17 protein-coding genes are annotated in these 18072 nt (G+C 68.7%); 5 read left to right on the top strand and 12 right to left on the bottom strand.

What is annotated here, in order from left to right:
* Positions 1-16 precede the first annotated feature (16 nt).
* Positions 17-880, top strand: coding sequence for an SDR family oxidoreductase (locus tag ACFQRE_RS03290; protein WP_380118875.1), 864 nt, complete (start codon positions 17-19; stop codon positions 878-880).
* An 8-nt stretch (positions 881-888) separates the two neighbouring features.
* Here ACFQRE_RS03290 and ACFQRE_RS03285 read toward each other — a convergent pair whose 3' ends face one another.
* The 10 genes from ACFQRE_RS03285 to ACFQRE_RS03240 all read right to left on the bottom strand — a co-directional run bounded on the left by ACFQRE_RS03285 (position 889) and on the right by ACFQRE_RS03240 (position 9117).
* Positions 889-1461: an NADPH-dependent FMN reductase gene (locus ACFQRE_RS03285; RefSeq protein ID WP_380118872.1), complete on the bottom strand. Its 573-nt coding sequence runs from the start codon at positions 1459-1461 to the stop codon at positions 889-891.
* Between the two features lie 20 nt (positions 1462-1481).
* Positions 1482-2228 (bottom strand): class F sortase, encoded by a 747-nt coding sequence (locus tag ACFQRE_RS03280; RefSeq protein ID WP_380118870.1) that lies wholly within the window; start codon positions 2226-2228, stop codon positions 1482-1484.
* Between the two features lie 12 nt (positions 2229-2240).
* On the bottom strand, positions 2241-3035 hold the full coding sequence (locus ACFQRE_RS03275) for a hypothetical protein (protein ID WP_380118868.1): 795 nt from the start codon (positions 3033-3035) through the stop codon (positions 2241-2243).
* An 85-nt stretch (positions 3036-3120) separates the two neighbouring features.
* Positions 3121-3672: a dienelactone hydrolase family protein gene (locus ACFQRE_RS03270; RefSeq protein ID WP_380118866.1), complete on the bottom strand. Its 552-nt coding sequence runs from the start codon at positions 3670-3672 to the stop codon at positions 3121-3123.
* The gene (locus ACFQRE_RS03265; protein ID WP_380118864.1) at positions 3672-4976 is read right to left on the bottom strand and encodes a HAMP domain-containing sensor histidine kinase; all 1305 of its coding nucleotides are present in this window, start codon (positions 4974-4976) and stop codon (positions 3672-3674) included. The genes ACFQRE_RS03270 and ACFQRE_RS03265 overlap by 1 nt, the downstream gene beginning before the upstream one ends.
* Entirely contained in the window at positions 4969-5697 is a 729-nt protein-coding gene (locus tag ACFQRE_RS03260; RefSeq protein WP_380118862.1) for a response regulator transcription factor, read from the bottom strand. The genes ACFQRE_RS03265 and ACFQRE_RS03260 overlap by 8 nt, the downstream gene beginning before the upstream one ends.
* A gap of 49 nt (positions 5698-5746) precedes the next feature.
* On the bottom strand, positions 5747-6112 hold the full coding sequence (locus tag ACFQRE_RS03255; protein WP_380118859.1) for a hypothetical protein: 366 nt from the start codon (positions 6110-6112) through the stop codon (positions 5747-5749).
* Positions 6112-7920, bottom strand: coding sequence for an Ig-like domain-containing protein (locus ACFQRE_RS03250; protein ID WP_380118857.1), 1809 nt, complete (start codon positions 7918-7920; stop codon positions 6112-6114). Before ACFQRE_RS03250 ends, ACFQRE_RS03255 begins: the two co-directional genes overlap by 1 nt.
* Positions 7921-8005: 85 nt before the next feature.
* Positions 8006-8584: a signal peptidase I gene (locus tag ACFQRE_RS03245; RefSeq protein ID WP_380118855.1), complete on the bottom strand. Its 579-nt coding sequence runs from the start codon at positions 8582-8584 to the stop codon at positions 8006-8008.
* Complete coding sequence (locus ACFQRE_RS03240; protein WP_380118852.1) at positions 8581-9117, bottom strand: hypothetical protein; 537 nt, start codon at positions 9115-9117, stop codon at positions 8581-8583. Before ACFQRE_RS03240 ends, ACFQRE_RS03245 begins: the two co-directional genes overlap by 4 nt.
* Positions 9118-9490: 373 nt before the next feature.
* Here ACFQRE_RS03240 and ACFQRE_RS03235 point away from each other — a divergent pair, with 373 nt between their 5' ends.
* From ACFQRE_RS03235 to ACFQRE_RS03220, 4 genes are all read left to right on the top strand, one after another.
* Positions 9491-9643 carry a hypothetical protein gene (locus ACFQRE_RS03235; RefSeq protein WP_380118850.1) on the top strand — a complete coding sequence of 51 codons (153 nt, stop codon included), beginning with the start codon at positions 9491-9493 and terminating at the stop codon, positions 9641-9643.
* A gap of 65 nt (positions 9644-9708) precedes the next feature.
* Positions 9709-12621, top strand: a complete 2913-nt coding sequence (locus ACFQRE_RS03230; RefSeq protein ID WP_380118848.1) for a helix-turn-helix transcriptional regulator — start codon at positions 9709-9711, stop codon at positions 12619-12621.
* 33 nt (positions 12622-12654) lie between these two features.
* Positions 12655-13530 carry a TIGR02587 family membrane protein gene (locus ACFQRE_RS03225; protein WP_380118846.1) on the top strand — a complete coding sequence of 292 codons (876 nt, stop codon included), beginning with the start codon at positions 12655-12657 and terminating at the stop codon, positions 13528-13530.
* The gene (locus ACFQRE_RS03220) at positions 13527-13916 is read left to right on the top strand and encodes a hypothetical protein (protein WP_380118844.1); all 390 of its coding nucleotides are present in this window, start codon (positions 13527-13529) and stop codon (positions 13914-13916) included. Before ACFQRE_RS03225 ends, ACFQRE_RS03220 begins: the two co-directional genes overlap by 4 nt.
* Before the next feature lie 35 nt (positions 13917-13951).
* On the opposite strand, the gene ACFQRE_RS03215 is transcribed toward ACFQRE_RS03220, so the two are convergent.
* Positions 13952-15853: an amino acid transporter gene (locus ACFQRE_RS03215; protein ID WP_449274544.1), complete on the bottom strand. Its 1902-nt coding sequence runs from the start codon at positions 15851-15853 to the stop codon at positions 13952-13954.
* Between the two features lie 148 nt (positions 15854-16001).
* Positions 16002-18026 carry a phosphocholine-specific phospholipase C gene (locus ACFQRE_RS03210; protein ID WP_380118840.1) on the bottom strand — a complete coding sequence of 675 codons (2025 nt, stop codon included), beginning with the start codon at positions 18024-18026 and terminating at the stop codon, positions 16002-16004.
* Between the last annotated feature and the right edge of the window lie 46 nt (positions 18027-18072).

Raw genomic sequence — 18072 nt, 5'->3', positions numbered from 1 at the left:
ACCACAGGAGGTCACCGTGTCCCGCCCCAAGCTGACGAGAATCCCCGCCCAGTCCCAGGAGTGGCCTGGAACCGTCGCGGACCTCACTCCCGCACCCGACCACGGCGAGGAGTCGTGGACGCCGCGAGCGCGCCTCGAGGGCAAGCGGGTCCTCATCACGGGTGGCGACTCCGGCATCGGTCGAGCCGTCGCCATCACGATGTCCAAGGAGGGCGCCGCGGTCGCGATCGCCCACCTGCCGCAGGAGAAGTCCGACGCCGAGGACACGGCGCGCGTCATCACCCAGGCAGGCGGCACGGCACACCTGTTCGCGAGCGACCTCACAGAACTGGCGGCGAACCAGCAGCTCGCCACCGACGCCGTCGCGGCGCTCGGCGGACTGGACATCCTCGTCTGCAACGCGGCATACCAGATGACGTTCGACGCGATCGAGGCCTTCCCACCCGAGCAGATCCAGCGCACGTTCGCCACCAACGTCTTCTCACCGTTCTGGCTCGTGCAGAAGCTCGCCGGTGAGCTGGAGAAGTCCGGTGGCTCGGTCATCGTCACGACGTCGGTTCAGGCCTATGACCCGTCGGAGCAGCTGTTGGACTACGCGGCGACCAAGGCCGCCCTCAACAACATGGTCGTCAACCTCGCGAGCCAGCTCGGCAAGCGGGGAGTCCGCGTCAATGCCGTCGCACCGGGCCCGATCTGGACCCCACTCATCCCCGCGACGATGTCACCCGACAAGGTCAAGGGCTTCGGGTCGGACACCCCCTTGGGCCGTGCCGGACACCCGGTCGAGGTGGCCGCGGCCTATGTCTTCCTGGCGTCCGACGAGGCGAGCTATGTCTCCGGGACCGTGCTCGGCGTCACCGGTGGACGTCCCGTCTTCTAGGCCGAGGCTCAGTCCTGCGTGCGCATCGTCCGCAGTGCACCCGCCCAACGCTCGACGGCGGTGAGCATCACCTTGCGCTTGGCCGGCTGGTAGTCGCGTGGGGTCATCACGCCCGACGGGTCCATGTCATCGAACGTCGAGAGCTCGACCTGGGCCCGGACCACGGCCACCTGCAGCTCGTTGAGGGTGAGCTTGAGCTGCTCTGCCGCGCGGAAGCCACCGTTGCTGCCATAACAGACGATGCCGGCGACCTTGTCGTTCCACTCGGCATAGAGGTAGTCGAGTGCGTTCTTGAGCTGGCCGGGGATGCCGTGGTTGTACTCCGGCGTCACGAAGACGAAGGCGTCGTAGCCCGCGACCTTCTCGGCCCATGCTTGGGTGTGCGGCTGCGTGTAGTTGCCGGAGCTCGCAGGCTCAGGCTCGTCGAGGTTGGGGAGGTTCTGCTCCGCGAGGTCCACGAGGTCGTAGGTCGCCTCCTTGCGGTTGCGCGTCCCCGCCATGACCCACGCGGCCACGGCTGGACCAGACCTCTCCGGTCGGGAGGAAGCGATGACGACGGCGATCTTCAGTGGCTCGGGCATCGGGCCAGTCTGCCGGCTGATCAGCTCACCAGGTCGGCGTAGACCACGACGTTGTCGACGTGGCTGCCCGTCTCGCCGTCGAGCACTCCCCCACACGTGATGAGCCGCAGCGCGGCATGGTCGACCGAGCCGTAGACCTCCTCGGAGGGGAACTTCGCCTTCGGGTACTGCCCGACGCTCGACACGGCGAACGTTGCCGTCGTGCCGTCCTCACGGGCCACCTGGATCTTGTCGCCCTTGCGCATCCCGCTCAGTTTGAAGAAGACCGCCGGCTTGCTCCTGTGCGTCACGTGGGCCACGACGATCGCCGGTCCGAGCTCGCCGGGTGTCGGGCTGCTGGTGAACCAGCCCGCCTGGGTGCCGTTGTCCGGCACCTCCATCCGCTTGTCGGCCTTGAGCTTGAGGTCGATGATCGGGGCGCTCACGCCGAGACCCGGGAGGGTCACCTTCGTGGGCCGCGATCGGTCGAGCAGTGGTCCCTTCGGTGTCTCGTATGCCGCTCCGCCCGGTGCGGTGCCTCCGTGCCCGGCGTGCGGGTTCTGGGCGGCGCCGGAGGGCGCCGCCGTCGTTGACGGGGAGGGCGACGTCGATGCCGACACCCCTCCGTGGCCGGCGTGGCCGCCCTGGCCAGCGGCAACCTTGGGCGGCGGTCCCGACTGTTGCGCCAGTGCATAGCCCGTCGCACCCACGCCGAGCAGCCCGAAGGCCATGACGGCCGCAGCCGACACCGTGAGGCGCCGACTGCGGCCACTTCTGTCGTCAGTCATGGGAGGTCCCGATCAGACCTTGTCCGTGGCGAGCCGACGACGGTAGAGCAGCATCCCGCCGGCAGCGGCGAAGGCCGCACCAGCAAGACCGAACGTGCCCGCGGCCTCAATGCCGTTGGTCGAGCCGTCACCCGTGTCGACGCCACCGGACGGCATCTCACCGGTCGACGCGCCCACGACGGTGCCACAGGTCGCCGGGTTGGTGGCTTCCTCGGGGATGCCGTTCGCACCGAGCGACTTCGCGAAGGTGGACTCGCCGAGGGCCTCGAGGTCGTACTTGCCGTTGCCGTTGGCGTCCAGACCGTGCTGCACGACGTGCAGGTTCTTCAGCTTGGCTCCCGCACCAGCCGGCAGGTCGATGGTGCGGTCGTAGGTCAGGTTGCCGTCAGCGTCGGCCTTCGGCATCCGGTCGATGGCCAGACCGCTCTTGGGGCTGGTGTCGCCCGAGGTCGTCAGCGAGAGGACGATGTCGCCATACTGCGGCAGACCCTCCTCGGTGTTGACCTGGCCGTCGCCGTCCTTGTCCGAGGACGAGTCGGGGCAGGTGAACTTCTTGCTCTCGGTGAAGGATCCGTGGAAGTGCTGGGCGTGCGGGGAGTTGGGCGTGAAGCCCTTGCCCTTGATCGTGATCTTGAGGCTGTCGCCTTCGATGGTGAGCTTCGCGGTCGAGCTCGACCCGCTCTTGTTACCCATGGTGTCGGTGAGCTTCATGTTGTAGTTGTCCGCGGCCTGGGCGCCCGTGGCGCCGGCCAGGATCAACAGTGCGGTGCCTGGGACGGCCAGGGCAGTCTTGGTGGTCAGTCGCATCGTTGCGCTCCTTCGTCAGTCAGGACCGAGGTCACGGCCCTGCGCCTTGCCCTTGGGGTTCGGAGCGGCGAGGGTCACGGATTGGTCAGCGCAGGAAGGAGTCGATCCGCTCGATGGTGCGCGCGGTGGCTTGGACGTCGCCATCGGGGCCATCGAGGTCCGTGAAGAGGTGGCCCTGACCGGGGGTGATGTGGTCCTCGAAGACTGCTCCGCTCGCGCCCACAGCCTCACCCAGCCCGGCGACATCGGAGGGGTCGATCCAGGGGTCCACGGCGTGGCGGTGCAGCTGGACCGGGACTCCCGACCAGTGACCCTTGGGAGCCCCGGCGGAGTGCAGGAGGATCGCCGCCCGGGCCTCTGGTCGCTTGGCTGCGAGGCGTTGCGCGAACCACGAGCCGAGCGAGAAACCCGCGAAGGCGGTGTCGGCGGGCAACTCCGCGGCGATGGCGCGGACGTGGTCGAAGTACTCGGGGTGCGCGTCGCGATGGGCAATGCCCGCGGCCTCGTCGTCGAAGACGTGGCCCTCGTAGAAGTCGGGTGCCTCCACGTGGTGCCCCAGCTCTCGCAGTCGCTCGGCGAAGTCCCCCACCGCGGGGCGGAGCCCGAGGGCGGAGTGCAACAACAGGATCCGCGCCATCAGGCACCTCCTTGGCGAGCGGCCACCTCGACCGTCACGTGGGGAACCGTCCCGAGGATGACGTCGTGGACACCGGGTGCGGGCAGCACGAGGACGAACGTCGTCGTGGGCGCCTCCTCGAGCATGAGGTATCCGTCCAGCGAGGTGGCCAGCTGGGAGGCGATCGTGAGGCCCAGCCCGTGCCCGTCGCTGTCCCGGTCGCCCGTCCCGCGCTGGAAGATCTCGTCACCCACGGTCCGGGGGCCCTCGTCGGCGACGACCACGTGGAGGTAGCGCCCGCGCTCGCTGGCCCCGACGGCAACCTTCCCCGTGCCGTGGGCGCACGCGTTCTCGAGCAACACGTCGATGACCTGGATGACGGGACCCGGCACGACGTGAGCGAGGACCGGCTCCGTGGGGTCGTGGACGAGGACGCGACCCAGGTCGGCGTACTGCTGCGTCCAACGGCCCACGGTGTCGGCGACGAGTTCGGACAGGTCGACGTCGACCGCATCGCCCAGTCGTTTGCCGCGCGAGAGCTCGAGGATCTCGGTGATCGCGCCGTTCAACCGGTCGAGCTCCGACATGCCGCTGGTCAGCTCGGCGGCCACCGAGGGAGGGGTCTCGGGCCACATCGAGAGGTCCTCCAGGGTCAACCTCAGCGAGGTGACGGGGGTGCGCAGCTGGTGGGAGACGTTGGCAGCGAACTCGCGCTCGCGCTCGACGAGGCCGTCGAGCTTTGCCGACGCCCGCCGCAGCGAGGCACCGATCCGCTCGGCCTCCGGAATGGAGTAGTGCGGGAGCTCGACGTCGAAGCGCCCTCGACCCAGGTGGTCAGCAGCTTCGGCGAGCTCGCCGAACGGTCGCGACAGGCGCCGAGCGAGGAGGAACCCGACGAAGGCGGCGGACACGACGAGGCCGAGTCCGATGAGGATCAACGGCAGGAGTGCCCCGGACACTCGATCGTCCACGACGGCACCGGACCGGGCCAGTGTCACCGTGCCGCCACCGGGAAGTTCTCGCCTCTGGACGATGTCGTCCTGGCCCGTTGCCCGGGAGCCAGCGCGGACGACGGACTTGTCGGCGGCGACGTACTCGATGCTCTCGCCCGTGTTGAGCAGACCGTCGAGGAAGGCTGCGGTCACGGGCGAGGCGGCACTGTTGCGCTCGGTGATGATGACCGTGAGGAGGTTCGCGGACCGCGCGATCTTCGCGTTCTCCTGGGTGGTGACCATGTCTGCGATCTGATAGGCGCGGGGCACTCCGTAGAGGGCGACGATCGCGATGGCCATCCCCACCAGCACTGCCACGAGCCGATCACGCATGGGTGGCGTCCTCGAGACGGAAGCCCACACCGCGGACGGTCGTGACCGTCGCCGGAGCCTCGGCATCGTCGAGCTTCTGTCGCAGGCGCCCGATCGTGGCGTCCAGGGTCTTCGTCGAGCCGTACCAGTTCTCGTCCCACACCTCGCTGATCAGCCGGTCGCGACTGACCACCGCGCCCCTGGTGGCGTCGAGCAGGGCAAGGACGTCGAACTCCTTCGACGTCGCGGCGAGCTCGGTGCCACCGACCCAGATGCGCCGGGCCTGGACGTCGACGCGAAGCCCGTTCCGCTCCTGCGTCGGCACGGTGGCCGCGGCCGGTCCGGGGCCTGATCCCGTGACTGCCCCTGCTCGGATGGCGCTGCGCCGCAACAGAGCCCGAGCCCGAGCGAGGAGCTCGGACAGGCCGAAAGGCTTGGCGAGGTAGTCATCGGCACCGACGTCCAGTCCGACAACCCGGTCAAGCTCGCCGTCGCGGGCGGTCAGGATGATGATGCCGCCGGTGAAGCCTCCCTCCCTGGCCCGGCGACAGACGTCGAGACCATCGACGTCCGGCAGTCCGAGGTCGAGGAGGAGCAGGTCGACCGAGCCCCCCAGCAGTCTCTCCAGGGCAGGCAGCCCCTCGGCGAGACGCTCGACCTCGTAGCCCTCACGTTCGAGAGTTCGGACCAGGGGAGCGGCAATCTTGTCGTCGTCCTCGACGAGGAGCACGTGGGCGACCATGTGCACAGAGCCTACGGAGAGTTGCCCGACTTGGCTCGGCGAGGGGTCGTCACCCGCCCTCGCGACGAGTGCGCGCATCGACGAAGAGCATTGTGCCGAGGGCGATCGAGAGTGCGAAGACGACCACATGAGTGGGCGTCAACGGCGTGACGGGAGCACCCGGCATACCCAGAGTGAGGCTGAGAACCGAGCCGATCACCGCCGCGCCCACCGCCAACACGACGACGAGGTGGGACTCGAAGCAGTTGTGGATCCACATCTTCGTCGCGCCCAGCGCCGCCGCGACCCCCACGGCACCCGCCAGGACGGTGGCGCCCGTCGAATCGGCCTGAACGGCCTGGTCGAGGAGGACCAGAGCCAGTAGCCAGGTCGCGACGGCAGCCCCACGCGATGCGTGCGTGCGGGTGCGCGGCATCAGAAGTCCCTGTCCGACGTGCCGGTCTCGGTGATCGCAGCGGCCGAACAGGGGCGCCCCTGGAGGTCGGTCACCGCGGCCGAGGGCGACCAGACCATGGCAGCCGCAACACTGACGGTGCGCAGATAGCTGTTGGAACCCGCGGCCAACGTCCCCAGGCGCAGCGTCACCGCGGACCGGACGACACCGTTGACCGTGACCGTGGCTGCGGTCATCGTGGCGGTGAACTGCACCGTGCGCCCGGTCTTGACGTGGTCCTGGCGCAGGGTGAGGGAGCCGAGGCTGACCTGGGTCGCGCCGGACATGACGTCGAGGGTGTCGTCGGTGGCGCTCTTGGACAACAGGCTTCCGTCGCGCAACCTCACGGTGACGGTCTTGCTCGCGCCGGTCCAACCGGCGACGACCTTGGTGAGGTCGACCTGGTTGCTGTAGGTGAAGGTGAACGAGTCACCTGACTCGACCCGGCCGATCACGGAGCCACCGTTGGTGCTCTGGACGTCAACACCCCGCAGGGGCGCGTTGTCCACCCGCTGCGCACTGACGACGGGTGAGGTCGTGGAGGCTCCCAGCGCATCCGTCATCACCGCGCGGATGTCGTAGAGGCCGTCGGTGACCGCCGTGGTGTTCCACGTGCACGCGTAGGGAGACGTGGTGTCGGTGCACAGGTCGGTCCACGTGCTCGTCCCCGTGGGGGCCGACTGGATCCGGACCGAAGCCACTCCTGCGGTCGAGCTCGCGGTGGCTCCGACGTTGACCGTGCCGATGAGCGGGGCAGGGACGTCGACGGTGATCGACGCGACGGTGTTGTCGACCGCGCGGGCACCCGTGGCCACCGAGACGCTGGTGTTGCCGGCGGCGTCGGTGGCGAGTGCTCGGAAGGAGTAGGCACCGTCGGGAAGCGAGGAGGTGGCGATCCGGCAGCTCCAGGGCTCCCCGGTGACCGCGCAGAGCTGCTGCCACGTGCCCGATCCGTTGAGCGAGGACTGGATGACGACTCGGACGACACCGGAGTTCGCGTCGGAGGCCGTCGCCACGAAGGTCTTGTTGCCGCTCAGCGGCGTGCCCGGGTCGAGCATCGTGACCGTGGGGTTGATGTTGTCGACCAGGACAGCATCGACGACGGCCGAGATGGTGGTGGTGGCACCGGCGGTGAGCACCGCGCGCAGGTCGAAGTCGCCGGCGACGAGGCCTGAGGTGTTCCAGCTGCAGGCGTAGGGGCTGGTGAGGCCGGTGCAGATGGCCTTCCAACTCGTGGTGCCGGTGGCGGTGTACTCGAGCCGCACGGTGTGGGTGAGCGTGCCGGCGTTGTGGACGGTGGTGGTGAGCGGGACGGTGCCGCGCACGGCGTCTCCCGGCGAGGTCACGACGACCAAGAGCTTGTTGGCGACGGTCGTGCGCACGACCTCGGAGGTTGCTTCGTAGCCGGCCGCGTCCGTCGCGCGGGCGCGCAGGGAGTACAGCCCGTCGGCGAGCGAGCGGGTGTCCCAGGCGCAGGCGTACGGCGCGACGGTGTCGGTGCAGACGACCGTCCAGTCGTTGCCGCCCTGAGGGAGCTGCTCGAGGGTGACCGACGCGATCGCCGACTCACCATCGGTGGCCGTCACGCTGATCGTGGGGATGTCCTTGACCGTGCTGCCGGGACTCACGACCGCGACGCTGGGGGGCGTCCAGTCGGCGGCAGCGCTCACGGAGCCCGTGGTCTGGGTGCGCACGGTGAAGGACGCCGACGAGAAGCCGGGGAAGGCGAGGCCCAGCATGCCGACGAGGAGGACCAGCGCGAGGAGCTGCAGGGAGCGACAGTTCCTCATGCGGTCCTCCTCCTCGGTGTCTGTGGCTGCGTCGACGGGAGCTTGCGCTGGCGCTTGTCAGCGGTCGTTGGCCGTGGTCCCAACGCTAGAGAGCGGCGGGCTGCTGTTGTTCCACAGAAGTGCCCCAGGACTTCCCCGGTTTGCTACGAGGTGGGCGCAGCGCCGTGACGAGATCCCGCAGGGCGACCAGGGCGATGAGACCCGCCGGGATCCCGATCACGAGCAGTCGCACCTGCGGGTCGGCCAGTCCGACAAAGACAGAACCAGCCCAGGGCACGGCGTGCTCGACAACCGGCTGGGTGCCCGAGGTGAGGCTGAACAGCCACGGGTCCGGGTCCGGGTTGGCGTCGCCCTGCGTGTGGAGGATCGACGTTCCGCCGGTTCCTGGGCCGATCGAGATGATGCGGTGCGTGACGAGAGTGCTGACCCCACTGTCGGGCGGCGGCAGGTAGGTGATGACGTCGCCCACGACCAGCTCCGCGACGGGCACCGCCTTCTCGAACGCGATCGAACCCTTGTCGATGGACCCGGTCATGGAACCGCCGGTGATGACGTAGCGCTCGTAGCCGAGCAGACCCGGCACGATGTATGCCGCGCACCCGATCGTCACGACGAGGAGCAGCAGGCTGCTGGCCCACCGCATCGACCGGCGGATGACGGTCACTGGTTGGTGGTGGCGCCAGCGAGCTGCACGGAGTCCCAGGCGTAGGTCGCGCTGGCGGTCTTGCCCTGCTCGGTGTTGGTCGCGTCCTGGTCGAGGGTCACGGTGAAGCGGAACTCGTTGGATGCGGCCGGGGCGATCTCGCCGAGGCTGGTCTTCGTGCCGTCGACGAGGCCGCCGAAGTTGCCCGAGTAGACCTGCTTGCCCGTCGTGACGTTGGTGACGACGAGCTTGAGGAGACCGTCGCCGAACGCGTTGGCGGACGTGGCCTCGGTCAGGCCGAACGCAGCCGGGAGGGAGCCGGTGTTCTTGATGGTCAGGGTGCCATTGAGGGTGTCGCCGGGCTTGACGTTGGTCAGGTTGAAGACCGCCGCACCGTTCTTGGAGTTCGTGTGCTCGAGCGAACCGGAGGTCACAGCACTGATGGTGTTGCCCGTGGTCGACGTGAAGGTGGCACCCGAGCCCACGGCGATGGCGCCGGCGACGAGCAGCGTGGCGAGAGGGACGAGAACCTTCTGGGTACGGGTGACGCTCATGGCTGTTGCTCCTGGGGTGGGGGCCATCCGCTGCGTGCCGACGGGCCGTGGTTGTTGTTGAAAACGCTACGGAGCGTCTTTCCACAGAACGTCCACACGAGATCTGCGGGATCTCCCCAATTCGGAACCCGGGCCTGCGGAACCCGAGCTTGCGGAACCCGGGCTTTCGGAACTCGGGCTCTCGGAACTCGTGCAGGCAGAACGAAGGGTGAGCACACGGCATACCTGCGCCTGAGGTAGGCAAAGGTGCCCCACTGAGGTAGCCGCCACGCACGAAATACGGCACCTGACCGATGTGGCCCGCTACCTCACCCGACGACTGTTGACCTGTCGGCACGAGCCGGCAACCACAGCACCCGTTGGAAGGCACGCCATGAACACCTCGTTCCTCACCCCCGAAGCAGTCCGAGCCGAAATGCTCGCCCGCTACGGACAGTTCACCGACACGCACGAGCGCCCCGGATCCTCGCTCCACGTGATCCGCAGGGTCCGGGCTCGCGTCCAGGCCGCACGCACCGCCCGCTGAGCCGGGTGTCCACCGGAGTGGAACTCGCGCCGCGGGAAGGCCCTCTGTCGTCGATACTTCGACTCATGACCTTCCCCGCCCGCGAGCTCGTCGGACGTGATGCCGACCTCGCCCGGATCGCCGAGATCATCGGACTTACGAGCGAGGCGAAGCACGGTGTCGTCCTGTCCGGAGACGCCGGCATCGGCAAGTCCAGCCTGCTCGCGCGGGTGGCCGCCGACGCCGAGGCTGCCAACTGGAACGTCGCGTGGGGGCACTGCGTCGGGCAGTCCGGCAGTGGCGTCGCCCATCTCCCGTTCACCGAGCTCCTCGCCCGCATCGAGACCTTCGCGCCCGAAGCCATCGAGCAGGTCGTCGCCACCCGACCCGCTCTGGCCGTGCTCCTGCCCGGTCGCCGCATGGCCGCCGCCTCGGCCCACTCACCCGGCCAGGTCGCCGAGAGCGTCCACGCCCTGCTGACCGCCGTCGGCGAGATCACCCCCCTCCTCGTCATCATCGAGGACGCCCACTGGGCCGACCCGTCGTCGCGCGACCTCATGACTCTGCTGCTGACGCGTGGTTTCGCCTCGCCGGTCGCGCTCGTCGTCACCTACCGCTCCGACGACCTCCACCGCCGCCACCCCCTCCACGAGACCCTCGCAGTCTGGGCGCGCATCGCCGGTGTCGAGCACCACGACCTCAAACCGCTGGACGACAACGCCATTCGCGCGATTGTCACCGCCACCGAGACCACCGACATGCCTGACCGAACCATCGGTGAGATCGCCCGCCGCGCCGAGGGCAACCCGTTCTTCGCAGAGCAGCTCGCTGCCAGCACCGTGGCAGGCCAACCCGTCACGGGTGGTCTCAGCCGAGTCCTCTGGGCGCGGATCGACCAGCTGTCCGAGCCGGCCCAACACGTCGTCCGCACCATGGCCATCGGCGGGCGCACCATCAGTCACGACCTCCTGCTTCGCCTCGTGGACCTCACCGAGAACCAACTCGAAGACGCCATCGCCGAAGCCATCGAGCGCCACGTCATCGAGGCCCAGTGGCCACCCGCCTACGCGTTCCGACACGCACTCCTCGCCGAGACCACAACCGCCGATCTCCTTCCGGGACAACGGATGCGACTACACCGGGCGTATGCCGGCGCGCTGGCTTCCGATCCCACGCTCGGCCCTGCCTCTGAGCTGGCTCGTCATGCGGCGGCTTCGGGCGACCTCACCACTGCGGTGCGCGCGGCACGTGCGGCCGCCCGCGCCGACCTCGCCGTCGGTGGGCCGGTGAACGCGCTGCAGCACCTTGAGCAGGCTCTCGGGTGGCTTGCCGAAGATGCCGAGGAGCGTGACGAGGTGAGCCTCGAGGCCTCGGACGCGGCGCTGACTGCGGGCGACGTCGTTCGGTCGGTGCAGCTCCTCCGAGACCGGATCGAGCACCCCGGTCCCGACCAGGCGCCGGCCATGCGGGCCCGCCTGCTCGCGACATGCGCCAACCGCATCCGGCTCATCGATCTCGCCTTTGCCGAGACCGCCCCCGAGATGACGCGAGAGGCGATGGCGATCGTCCCTGACGGCGACGGCCCTGACCGACTCTTCGTCCTCACGGCACACATGCAGCAGCTCGTCGACACCCGCAAGTACTCCGAAGCCGCAGACCTCGGTGAGGAGGCGACGGCGCTGGCCGAACGACTCTCGATGCCCAACGCCCTCATTGAGATCCGCGCCGTGATGTCTCGAGTCATCGAGGTCCACGACGATCTCGACGCGCTCGAGCGCCACATCAACAGTTTGCTCACCGATCTGGGTGCTCGACCCGACCCCCTGAGGGTCCGCATCCACCACCAGGCCGCGACGATGCACCATCGTCGTGGACGCCTCAAGCAGGCGCTTGAGTCCCATGACCGTGGCGCGGCCCTGGCGAGTGAACTGCACATCGACTGGGCTCCCTTCGGACTGGACTCACGGCTCATCGGTGGACTCACGGCCTACGAGATCGGCGACTGGGACGGTGCCCGGCAACGGCTCCACGTCACCGATCCGTTCCTGGGACAGCCCGGGAGGTCGTTCTTCGACGCGGCACTGATGAATGTCCGCGCCGGGCAGGGCGAACCCATCGGCGAGGACGAGATCGCTGCGGTGCGCGAGTGGTGGCACGTCGACGGCTTCGGGATCGTGCAGCTCGTCATGCCCGCGGTGGAGCACTACGGGAACCGTGGGGATCTTGCCCGTGCGCTCGACATCGCCGAGGACGCCATCAGCGATCTCGAACGGACCTGGGGACGCTTCCATGCCGTCGTCCGACTGGCCGCCCTCGTCGCGGGACACGTGGCGACTCACGCACCGACCCTCGACGCCACCCTGCTCCGTCGCGCGAACGCCGACCTCGAGGGCATGATCTCGAAGGCTCATGGCATCGTCGCCGAACCTCAGCGTGGACTGCGCGAGCCGACGACAGAGGAGATCGAGGAGACCAACACCGAGACGTGGGCCTGGAACGTCCGGCTGCGCGCGGAACTGCTCCGGCTGCAGTGGCGCACGGGCCAGGGCCAGCCACCGCCCACCGAGGAGATGGTCGCGCTCTGGCGGGAATCGGTGGCCGCGTTCGAGCGCTACGGACACGCCTACGAGACGGCGCGGTCGCGTGCTCGCCTCGCCGCGGCCCTCAAGGCTGCCGGCGATGCAGCCGGTTCGCGACGTGAGGCAGACCTGGCCCGCGAGGTGGCCGCCCGACTGGGGGCCCGGCCACTCCTGGCCGAGCTCGACGACCTCGCGGCACCCACCCCGGCGACGGCTGGCTCACCCGACACCCTGACGCCTCGCGAGCAGGAGGTCCTCGAACTCGTCGCCCGAGGCCTGAGCAATGGTCAGGTCGGGCAGCAGTTGTTCATCTCGACCAAGACCGCGAGCGTCCACGTGTCGCGGATCCTGGCCAAGCTCGGCGCGGCCTCACGCACCGAAGCCGCCGCCATCGCGAGGGACAGGGGCCTCGTTTCCTGACCCGCTCTCTCGGTATGGTCCAGGAATGACGCGATGGCGCGGAGCTCCGACGTGACGCCGGGCGACGGCGCGGCCCTGCAGCGGGAGCAGCATCCGTGGCGAGCCGAGGGCCTGGACCTGATCAGGGCGGCGTCGGGTGGGCTGCTCTTCGGGGTTCCACTCCTCTACACCATGGAGGTCTGGTGGGCCGGGACACAGACTCCCCCCTGGGTGCTGCTCGGGCTCGCAGGGCTGTTGTTCGTGCCAGTCCTCGCCATGAGCAAGACGGAGGGTTTCCGAGCCACCCGCGACGTGCGCTGGCGCGATGCCGCCCGTGACACGGTCGAAGCCGTGGCCCTCGCCCTCGTCGTCACCGCCGCGGTCCTGGTGCTCCTGCGGGAGCTCACGACCGACACTCCACTGGGTGCCGGCTTGGGCAAGGTGCTCTACGAGGCGCTGCCCTTCTGCTTGGGGATCGGGTTTGCTCGGCACCTGCTGAGCGGGGAGCGGTCATCCACCACCGAGGAGCCCAGAGGGTCCAGCGCGACGCTGGGCGACCTCGGCGCCACGACCGTCGGGGCGGTGATCATCGCGCTGAGCATCGCCCCGACGGACGAGGTGCCGATGATTGCCAGCGCCATGACGCCACTGTGGCTTCTGGCCATGATGGCGCTCTCCCTGCTGACCACCTACGCCATCGTCTTCGTCGCCGGGTTCTCCAGGCAGGACGAGCGTCACGGGCACGAGGGACCCTTCCAGCACCCGATCACCGAGACGGTCGTCTGCTACCTGATTGCGTTGGCGACCGCCTTCGTCCTGCTCTGGATCTTCCAGCACAACCTCCAACCATGGCCGGACCTCCTCGCGCGCACCGTGGTCCTCGGCTTTCCTGCAGCGGTCGGCGGCGCGGCCGGAAGGCTGGCGATATGAGCAGGTCACAGAACGAGACAGGCCGGACCTCGGCGGAGTGGGCGACCTTCATCGGGTCGTCCTTCATTCTCGCGGTGGTCGCTGCACTCGTCCTGAGCCAGCTGGTCGGGCCACACGGACCGGCCGCGCCACGAGCGAGCATCGGATCGGTCACCATCGTGGGCGACCAGCACCACGTCCACGTCGAGGTCAGCAACGCGGGCGAAGAGACGGCGGCCAACGTGCAGGTCAGCATGGAGTTCGTCGTCGACGGAAAGCCGAGCGAGGCCGACCAGGTCATCGACTTCCTCGCCGGGGGCGAGCAGGCACAGCTCGTGTTCATCCTCGACGATCCCGTCACCGAGGGGGAGCTCACGGTGGACATCACGGGATACACCGCCCCGTGACCCAGCCTCACGCCACGTGGGGGACAGCCGCAGACTCAGCCGCCGACGTGGACCTTGGGACGACGAGCCTCGTCCGGTTCGGCCCGACGCAGGATCTCGTGGGTGAGCGGAGGCACGTCCCCCTCGCCGGCGAGCAGGAAGCGCAGGACGTTGGCACCGGGAGCCCGGTCGCTCCACTCGAAGTAGCCGTGTGGCGGGATGCCCGTGCGGTCGCGGATGTCGAGGAAGACGGCAGCCAGGACGTTGGGCACCGATGTGCCGGTGGCCCGCAGGATCTCGTGCTGCCCGACCTTCACGGCCCGCACGGAGACCGGCGAGTCGAAGTCGCTCGCGTCGGTGATCTCGACCTCGATGAACAGCGCCTTCTGCCAGCCCTTGAGGTGGTTGTCGAGGCGGACGTCGAGCGACTTCCCGTCGTACTCGGCTCCATCGCCGGCATCCAGCTTGTTGGCGATGAAGCGCAACGGGTTCTTCCCGTCGCTGGTGCGGGTGAGCAGCGCAGTCGCGCCCTCGTCATAGACCACGTCCCGCACCCTGAGCTCGGTGCTGCGCGAGATGCGTGAGGCCACGGACACCGTGAGGATCATCGCGATGAAGAGCAGCGCGATGACGAGACCCTCGGGACGGTCGATGATCGTCACGACGAACGTGTAGACGAAGATCGCACTCACCACCGCAAAGAATGCAGCGGTCCCACGATGACCTCGCCGGAGCTCGGTGAGGAAGACCGCGATGGCCGCTGACGTCATCAGGGCCAGGACCCCGGTCGCATAGGCACCGGCCTGCTCGTCGACGTCTGCCTGGAACGCGATGGTGACGACCGCGGCGATGGCGGAGAGCACGAGGACGAGCGGCCGGGTCGAACTCGCCCAGTCCGGCGCCATGCCGTACTTCGGCAGGTAGCGCGGCACGATGTTGAGCAGCCCGGCCATGGCGCTGGCGCCGGCGAACCAGAGAATGCCGATCGTCGCGATGTCGTAGGCCGTGCCGAAGCCATCGCCGAACAGTTCGTGTGCCAGGAAGGCCAGCGCGCGTCCGTTGGCCTCACCACCGGGCTGGAACTGCGCCTCCGGGATGAGCATCGTCGTCACGAGCGAGGAGCCGACGAGGAGGACGCTCATGATGAGGGCGGCCGACGTGAGCAGCTTCTTGGCGTTGCGGATCCGGCCGAGCGGCGCTTCGGGTGTGTCGGTGGGGTCGCCCTTGACCAGCGGCATGACGACCACGCCGGTCTCGAAGCCGGACAGCCCCAGCGCGAGGGCGGGGAAGACGAGCAGTGACGCACCGATGATGCCGAACGGCATCGAGTGTGTCGCCGTCATGTGATCGGTCCAGTCGCCGATCACGGTGGGGTGCGAGAAGACCTCGACGATCCCGCGGACGAGCACCACCGAACTCAGCCCGAGGTAGGCGACGACGAGGACCACGGCCACTCCGATCGCCTCGCTGAAACCCTTGAGGAACACGGCGGCGAGCAGAGCGATCAGCGCGAGCGTGATCACCACTTCCTGGCCGTGGACCGCGTCCTTGACGAACGGGTTCTCCACGATGTGAGCCGAGGCGTCGGCGGCCGACAGCGTGATCGTCACGATGAAGCCGGTGGCGACGAAGCCCAGCAGGGAGAGCACGAGGAGCTTGCTCGGCCAATAGGACAGCAGTCGCTGGAGCATCGAGAGACTGCCGTCACCGTGGGGGCTCTCGACGGCGACCCGCCGATACATCGGCAGGGCGGCAAAGAGCGTCACGAGCACGAGCACGAGGGTGGCGACCGGGGCCAGCGCACCAGCGGCCAGCGCGGCGATGCCGGGCTGGTAGCCGAGCGTCGAGAAGTAGTCGACACCCGTGAGGCACATGACCCGCCACCACGGCTGGACGTGCTGCTTGCGCTCGGCCTCGCGCTCACCCTCGTAGTAACCGCCCGGATCGACGTCCTCCACCTCGAGGAGCCATTTCTTGACCGGCCCGGGAGTCAGAGGTGTCGTCACGATCGACCACAGTAGGACGAAGTCGGGCGGGTTCCGCTCGTCTTGACGCAACTTTGACGGGTCTTCTCATGGTGGCCGAACCGCCGGGTATGCCGTGTGCTCACCCGCCCAGGGCGGGGTCACTCACCGACGGCTCACCGTTGTCGACGTGGCCGGCGAACGTACGTGACCACGTCGTCCCGACGGCCTTGACGGTGAGGTCGTACCAACCACCGGTCTGCGTCGTGTCGACGGAAACGTGACCCTTGCCCTTGCCGCGCCCGCCCTTGAGCGGTGCGTCACCGGCATACGCATCGGTGACGACGAACTCGACCCCGCGAGGTGCGTCGATGTCGATGCGCACGGTGCCGTTCGAGGCACGGGAGGAGAAGCGGGCGGTGAGGTCCGCGCGGTCTGCGACACCGGCATACCGGCGGAAGAAACCGTGCGGCCCGTGGACCTGGACGTCGTAGTCGCCGGTGACCGGCCACTGTGCCGTGAGGCGGTCGCCCGCGCCGATCGTGTAGCTGTGCGGCTGCCCAGCGGGCGCGATGAGGCGCGCCTGGAGGTGCGCCCCGAGTGAGCCTCGGTTGGTGACGTCGATGCTGACGCGCCCGGCGATGGTGGTCTCGACGACGTCGAGGCGGTAGTCCACCGCTCGCGACGGCCGCGTGCCGGGCTCCTGCGCGGGGAGTTCACCCTTCACGGGAGGCACCGGCCGGTAGCTCGGGTGGCGCAGCTTGTCCTTGGGCGCCCACGTCGACGTGCTCGGCAGTTCAGGAACCTCGACGGCGTTCCTGGAGAAGTCGAATGCCGACGTGAGGTCACCACAGACCGCGCGACGCCAGGGGGTGATGTTGGGCTCCTCGACGCCGAACCGGGCCTCCATGAGGCGAATGACGGACGTGTGGTCGAAGACCTCGGAGCAGACCCAGCCGCCGGTGCTCCACGGCGAGACGACGAAGGTCGGGACGCGCGGGGCGAGGCCGTAGGCGCCGTCGCCGTACTTGCCGGCGTAGTACTCGTGGTCGGTCGGGACGGTCGAGGCACCGGGGATCTGCGGGTTGTTGGCGTGCGGCGGGACGACGTGGTCGAAGAAGCCGTCGTTCTCGTCGTACGTGATGATCAGCGCCGTCTTGCTCCACACGTCGGGGTTCGAGGTGAGGGCGTCGAGGACCTGCGAGATGTACCAGGCGCCGTAGTTGGTCGGCCAGTTCGAGTGCTCGGAGAAGGCTTCCGGGGCGGCGATCCAGGACACCGAGGGGAGCTGGTCCGCGGCGACATCGGCCTGCAGCTGGGTGAAGTAGCCCTCGCCGTCGCGGGCCTTCGTGCCACGGCGGGCCTTCTCGAAGAGCGGGTCGCCGGCCCGGGCGCCGCGGTAGGAGTTGAAGTAGAGCAGCGAGTTGTCGCCGTAGTTGCCGATGAACGCGTCCGAGGTCCAGCCCCACGAACCCGCGGCGTCGAGACCGGTGCCCTCGTCCTGGTAGACCTTCCAGCTCACGCCGGCAGCCTCGAGCCGCTCGGGGTAGGTCTTCCAGTCGTAGCCGAGCTCGTCGTTGTAGAGAACCGGTCCGCCACCCTTGCCGTCGTTGCCCGTCCAGCCGCTCCACAGGTAGTAGCGGTTCGGGTCGGTGTTGCCGATGAACGAGCAGTGGTAGGCGTCGCACACCGTGAAGGCGTCGGCGAGGGCGAAGTGGAAGGCCGCGTCCTGGCGCTCGAGGTAGGCCATCGTCGTCGTGCCCTTGGCGGGGACCCACTGGTTGTAGTGACCCTTGTTGACGGCCTGCTGCCCATCGGTCCAGCTGTGCGGCAGGCCCTCGAGGAAGGCCGCGCCCAGGTCGTCGACGGACGGGTGGAACGGGAGGATGTCCCGGGTGCCGTTGCTCTGGTGCCACACGTTCTTGCCGCTCGGGAGGATCGCCGGATGAGGGTCGCCGAACCCGCGAACCCCGCGCAACGTGCCGAGGTAGTGCTCGAAGCTCCGGTTCTCCTGCATGAGGACGACGATGTGCTCGACATCCTTCAGCGACCCGGTGGCGCGGTTGGCCGGGATGCTTGCAGCGCGCGCGATGCTCTGGTCGAGCATGGTCAGGGCGGTGGCCCCACCAGCGAGCTGCAGGAAGCGTCGGCGGTCGATGTTGACCATGTGTCGGGTTCTCCTCGTCGAGTCATCGGGACGGGGTCCACCGTGT

The organism is Knoellia pratensis (genome assembly GCF_042666395.1).
Lineage (GTDB): Bacteria > Actinomycetota > Actinomycetes > Actinomycetales > Dermatophilaceae > Knoellia > Knoellia pratensis.
Note: the sequence above shows the minus strand (reverse complement) of the source record. Positions and strands in the feature narration are given on the sequence as shown.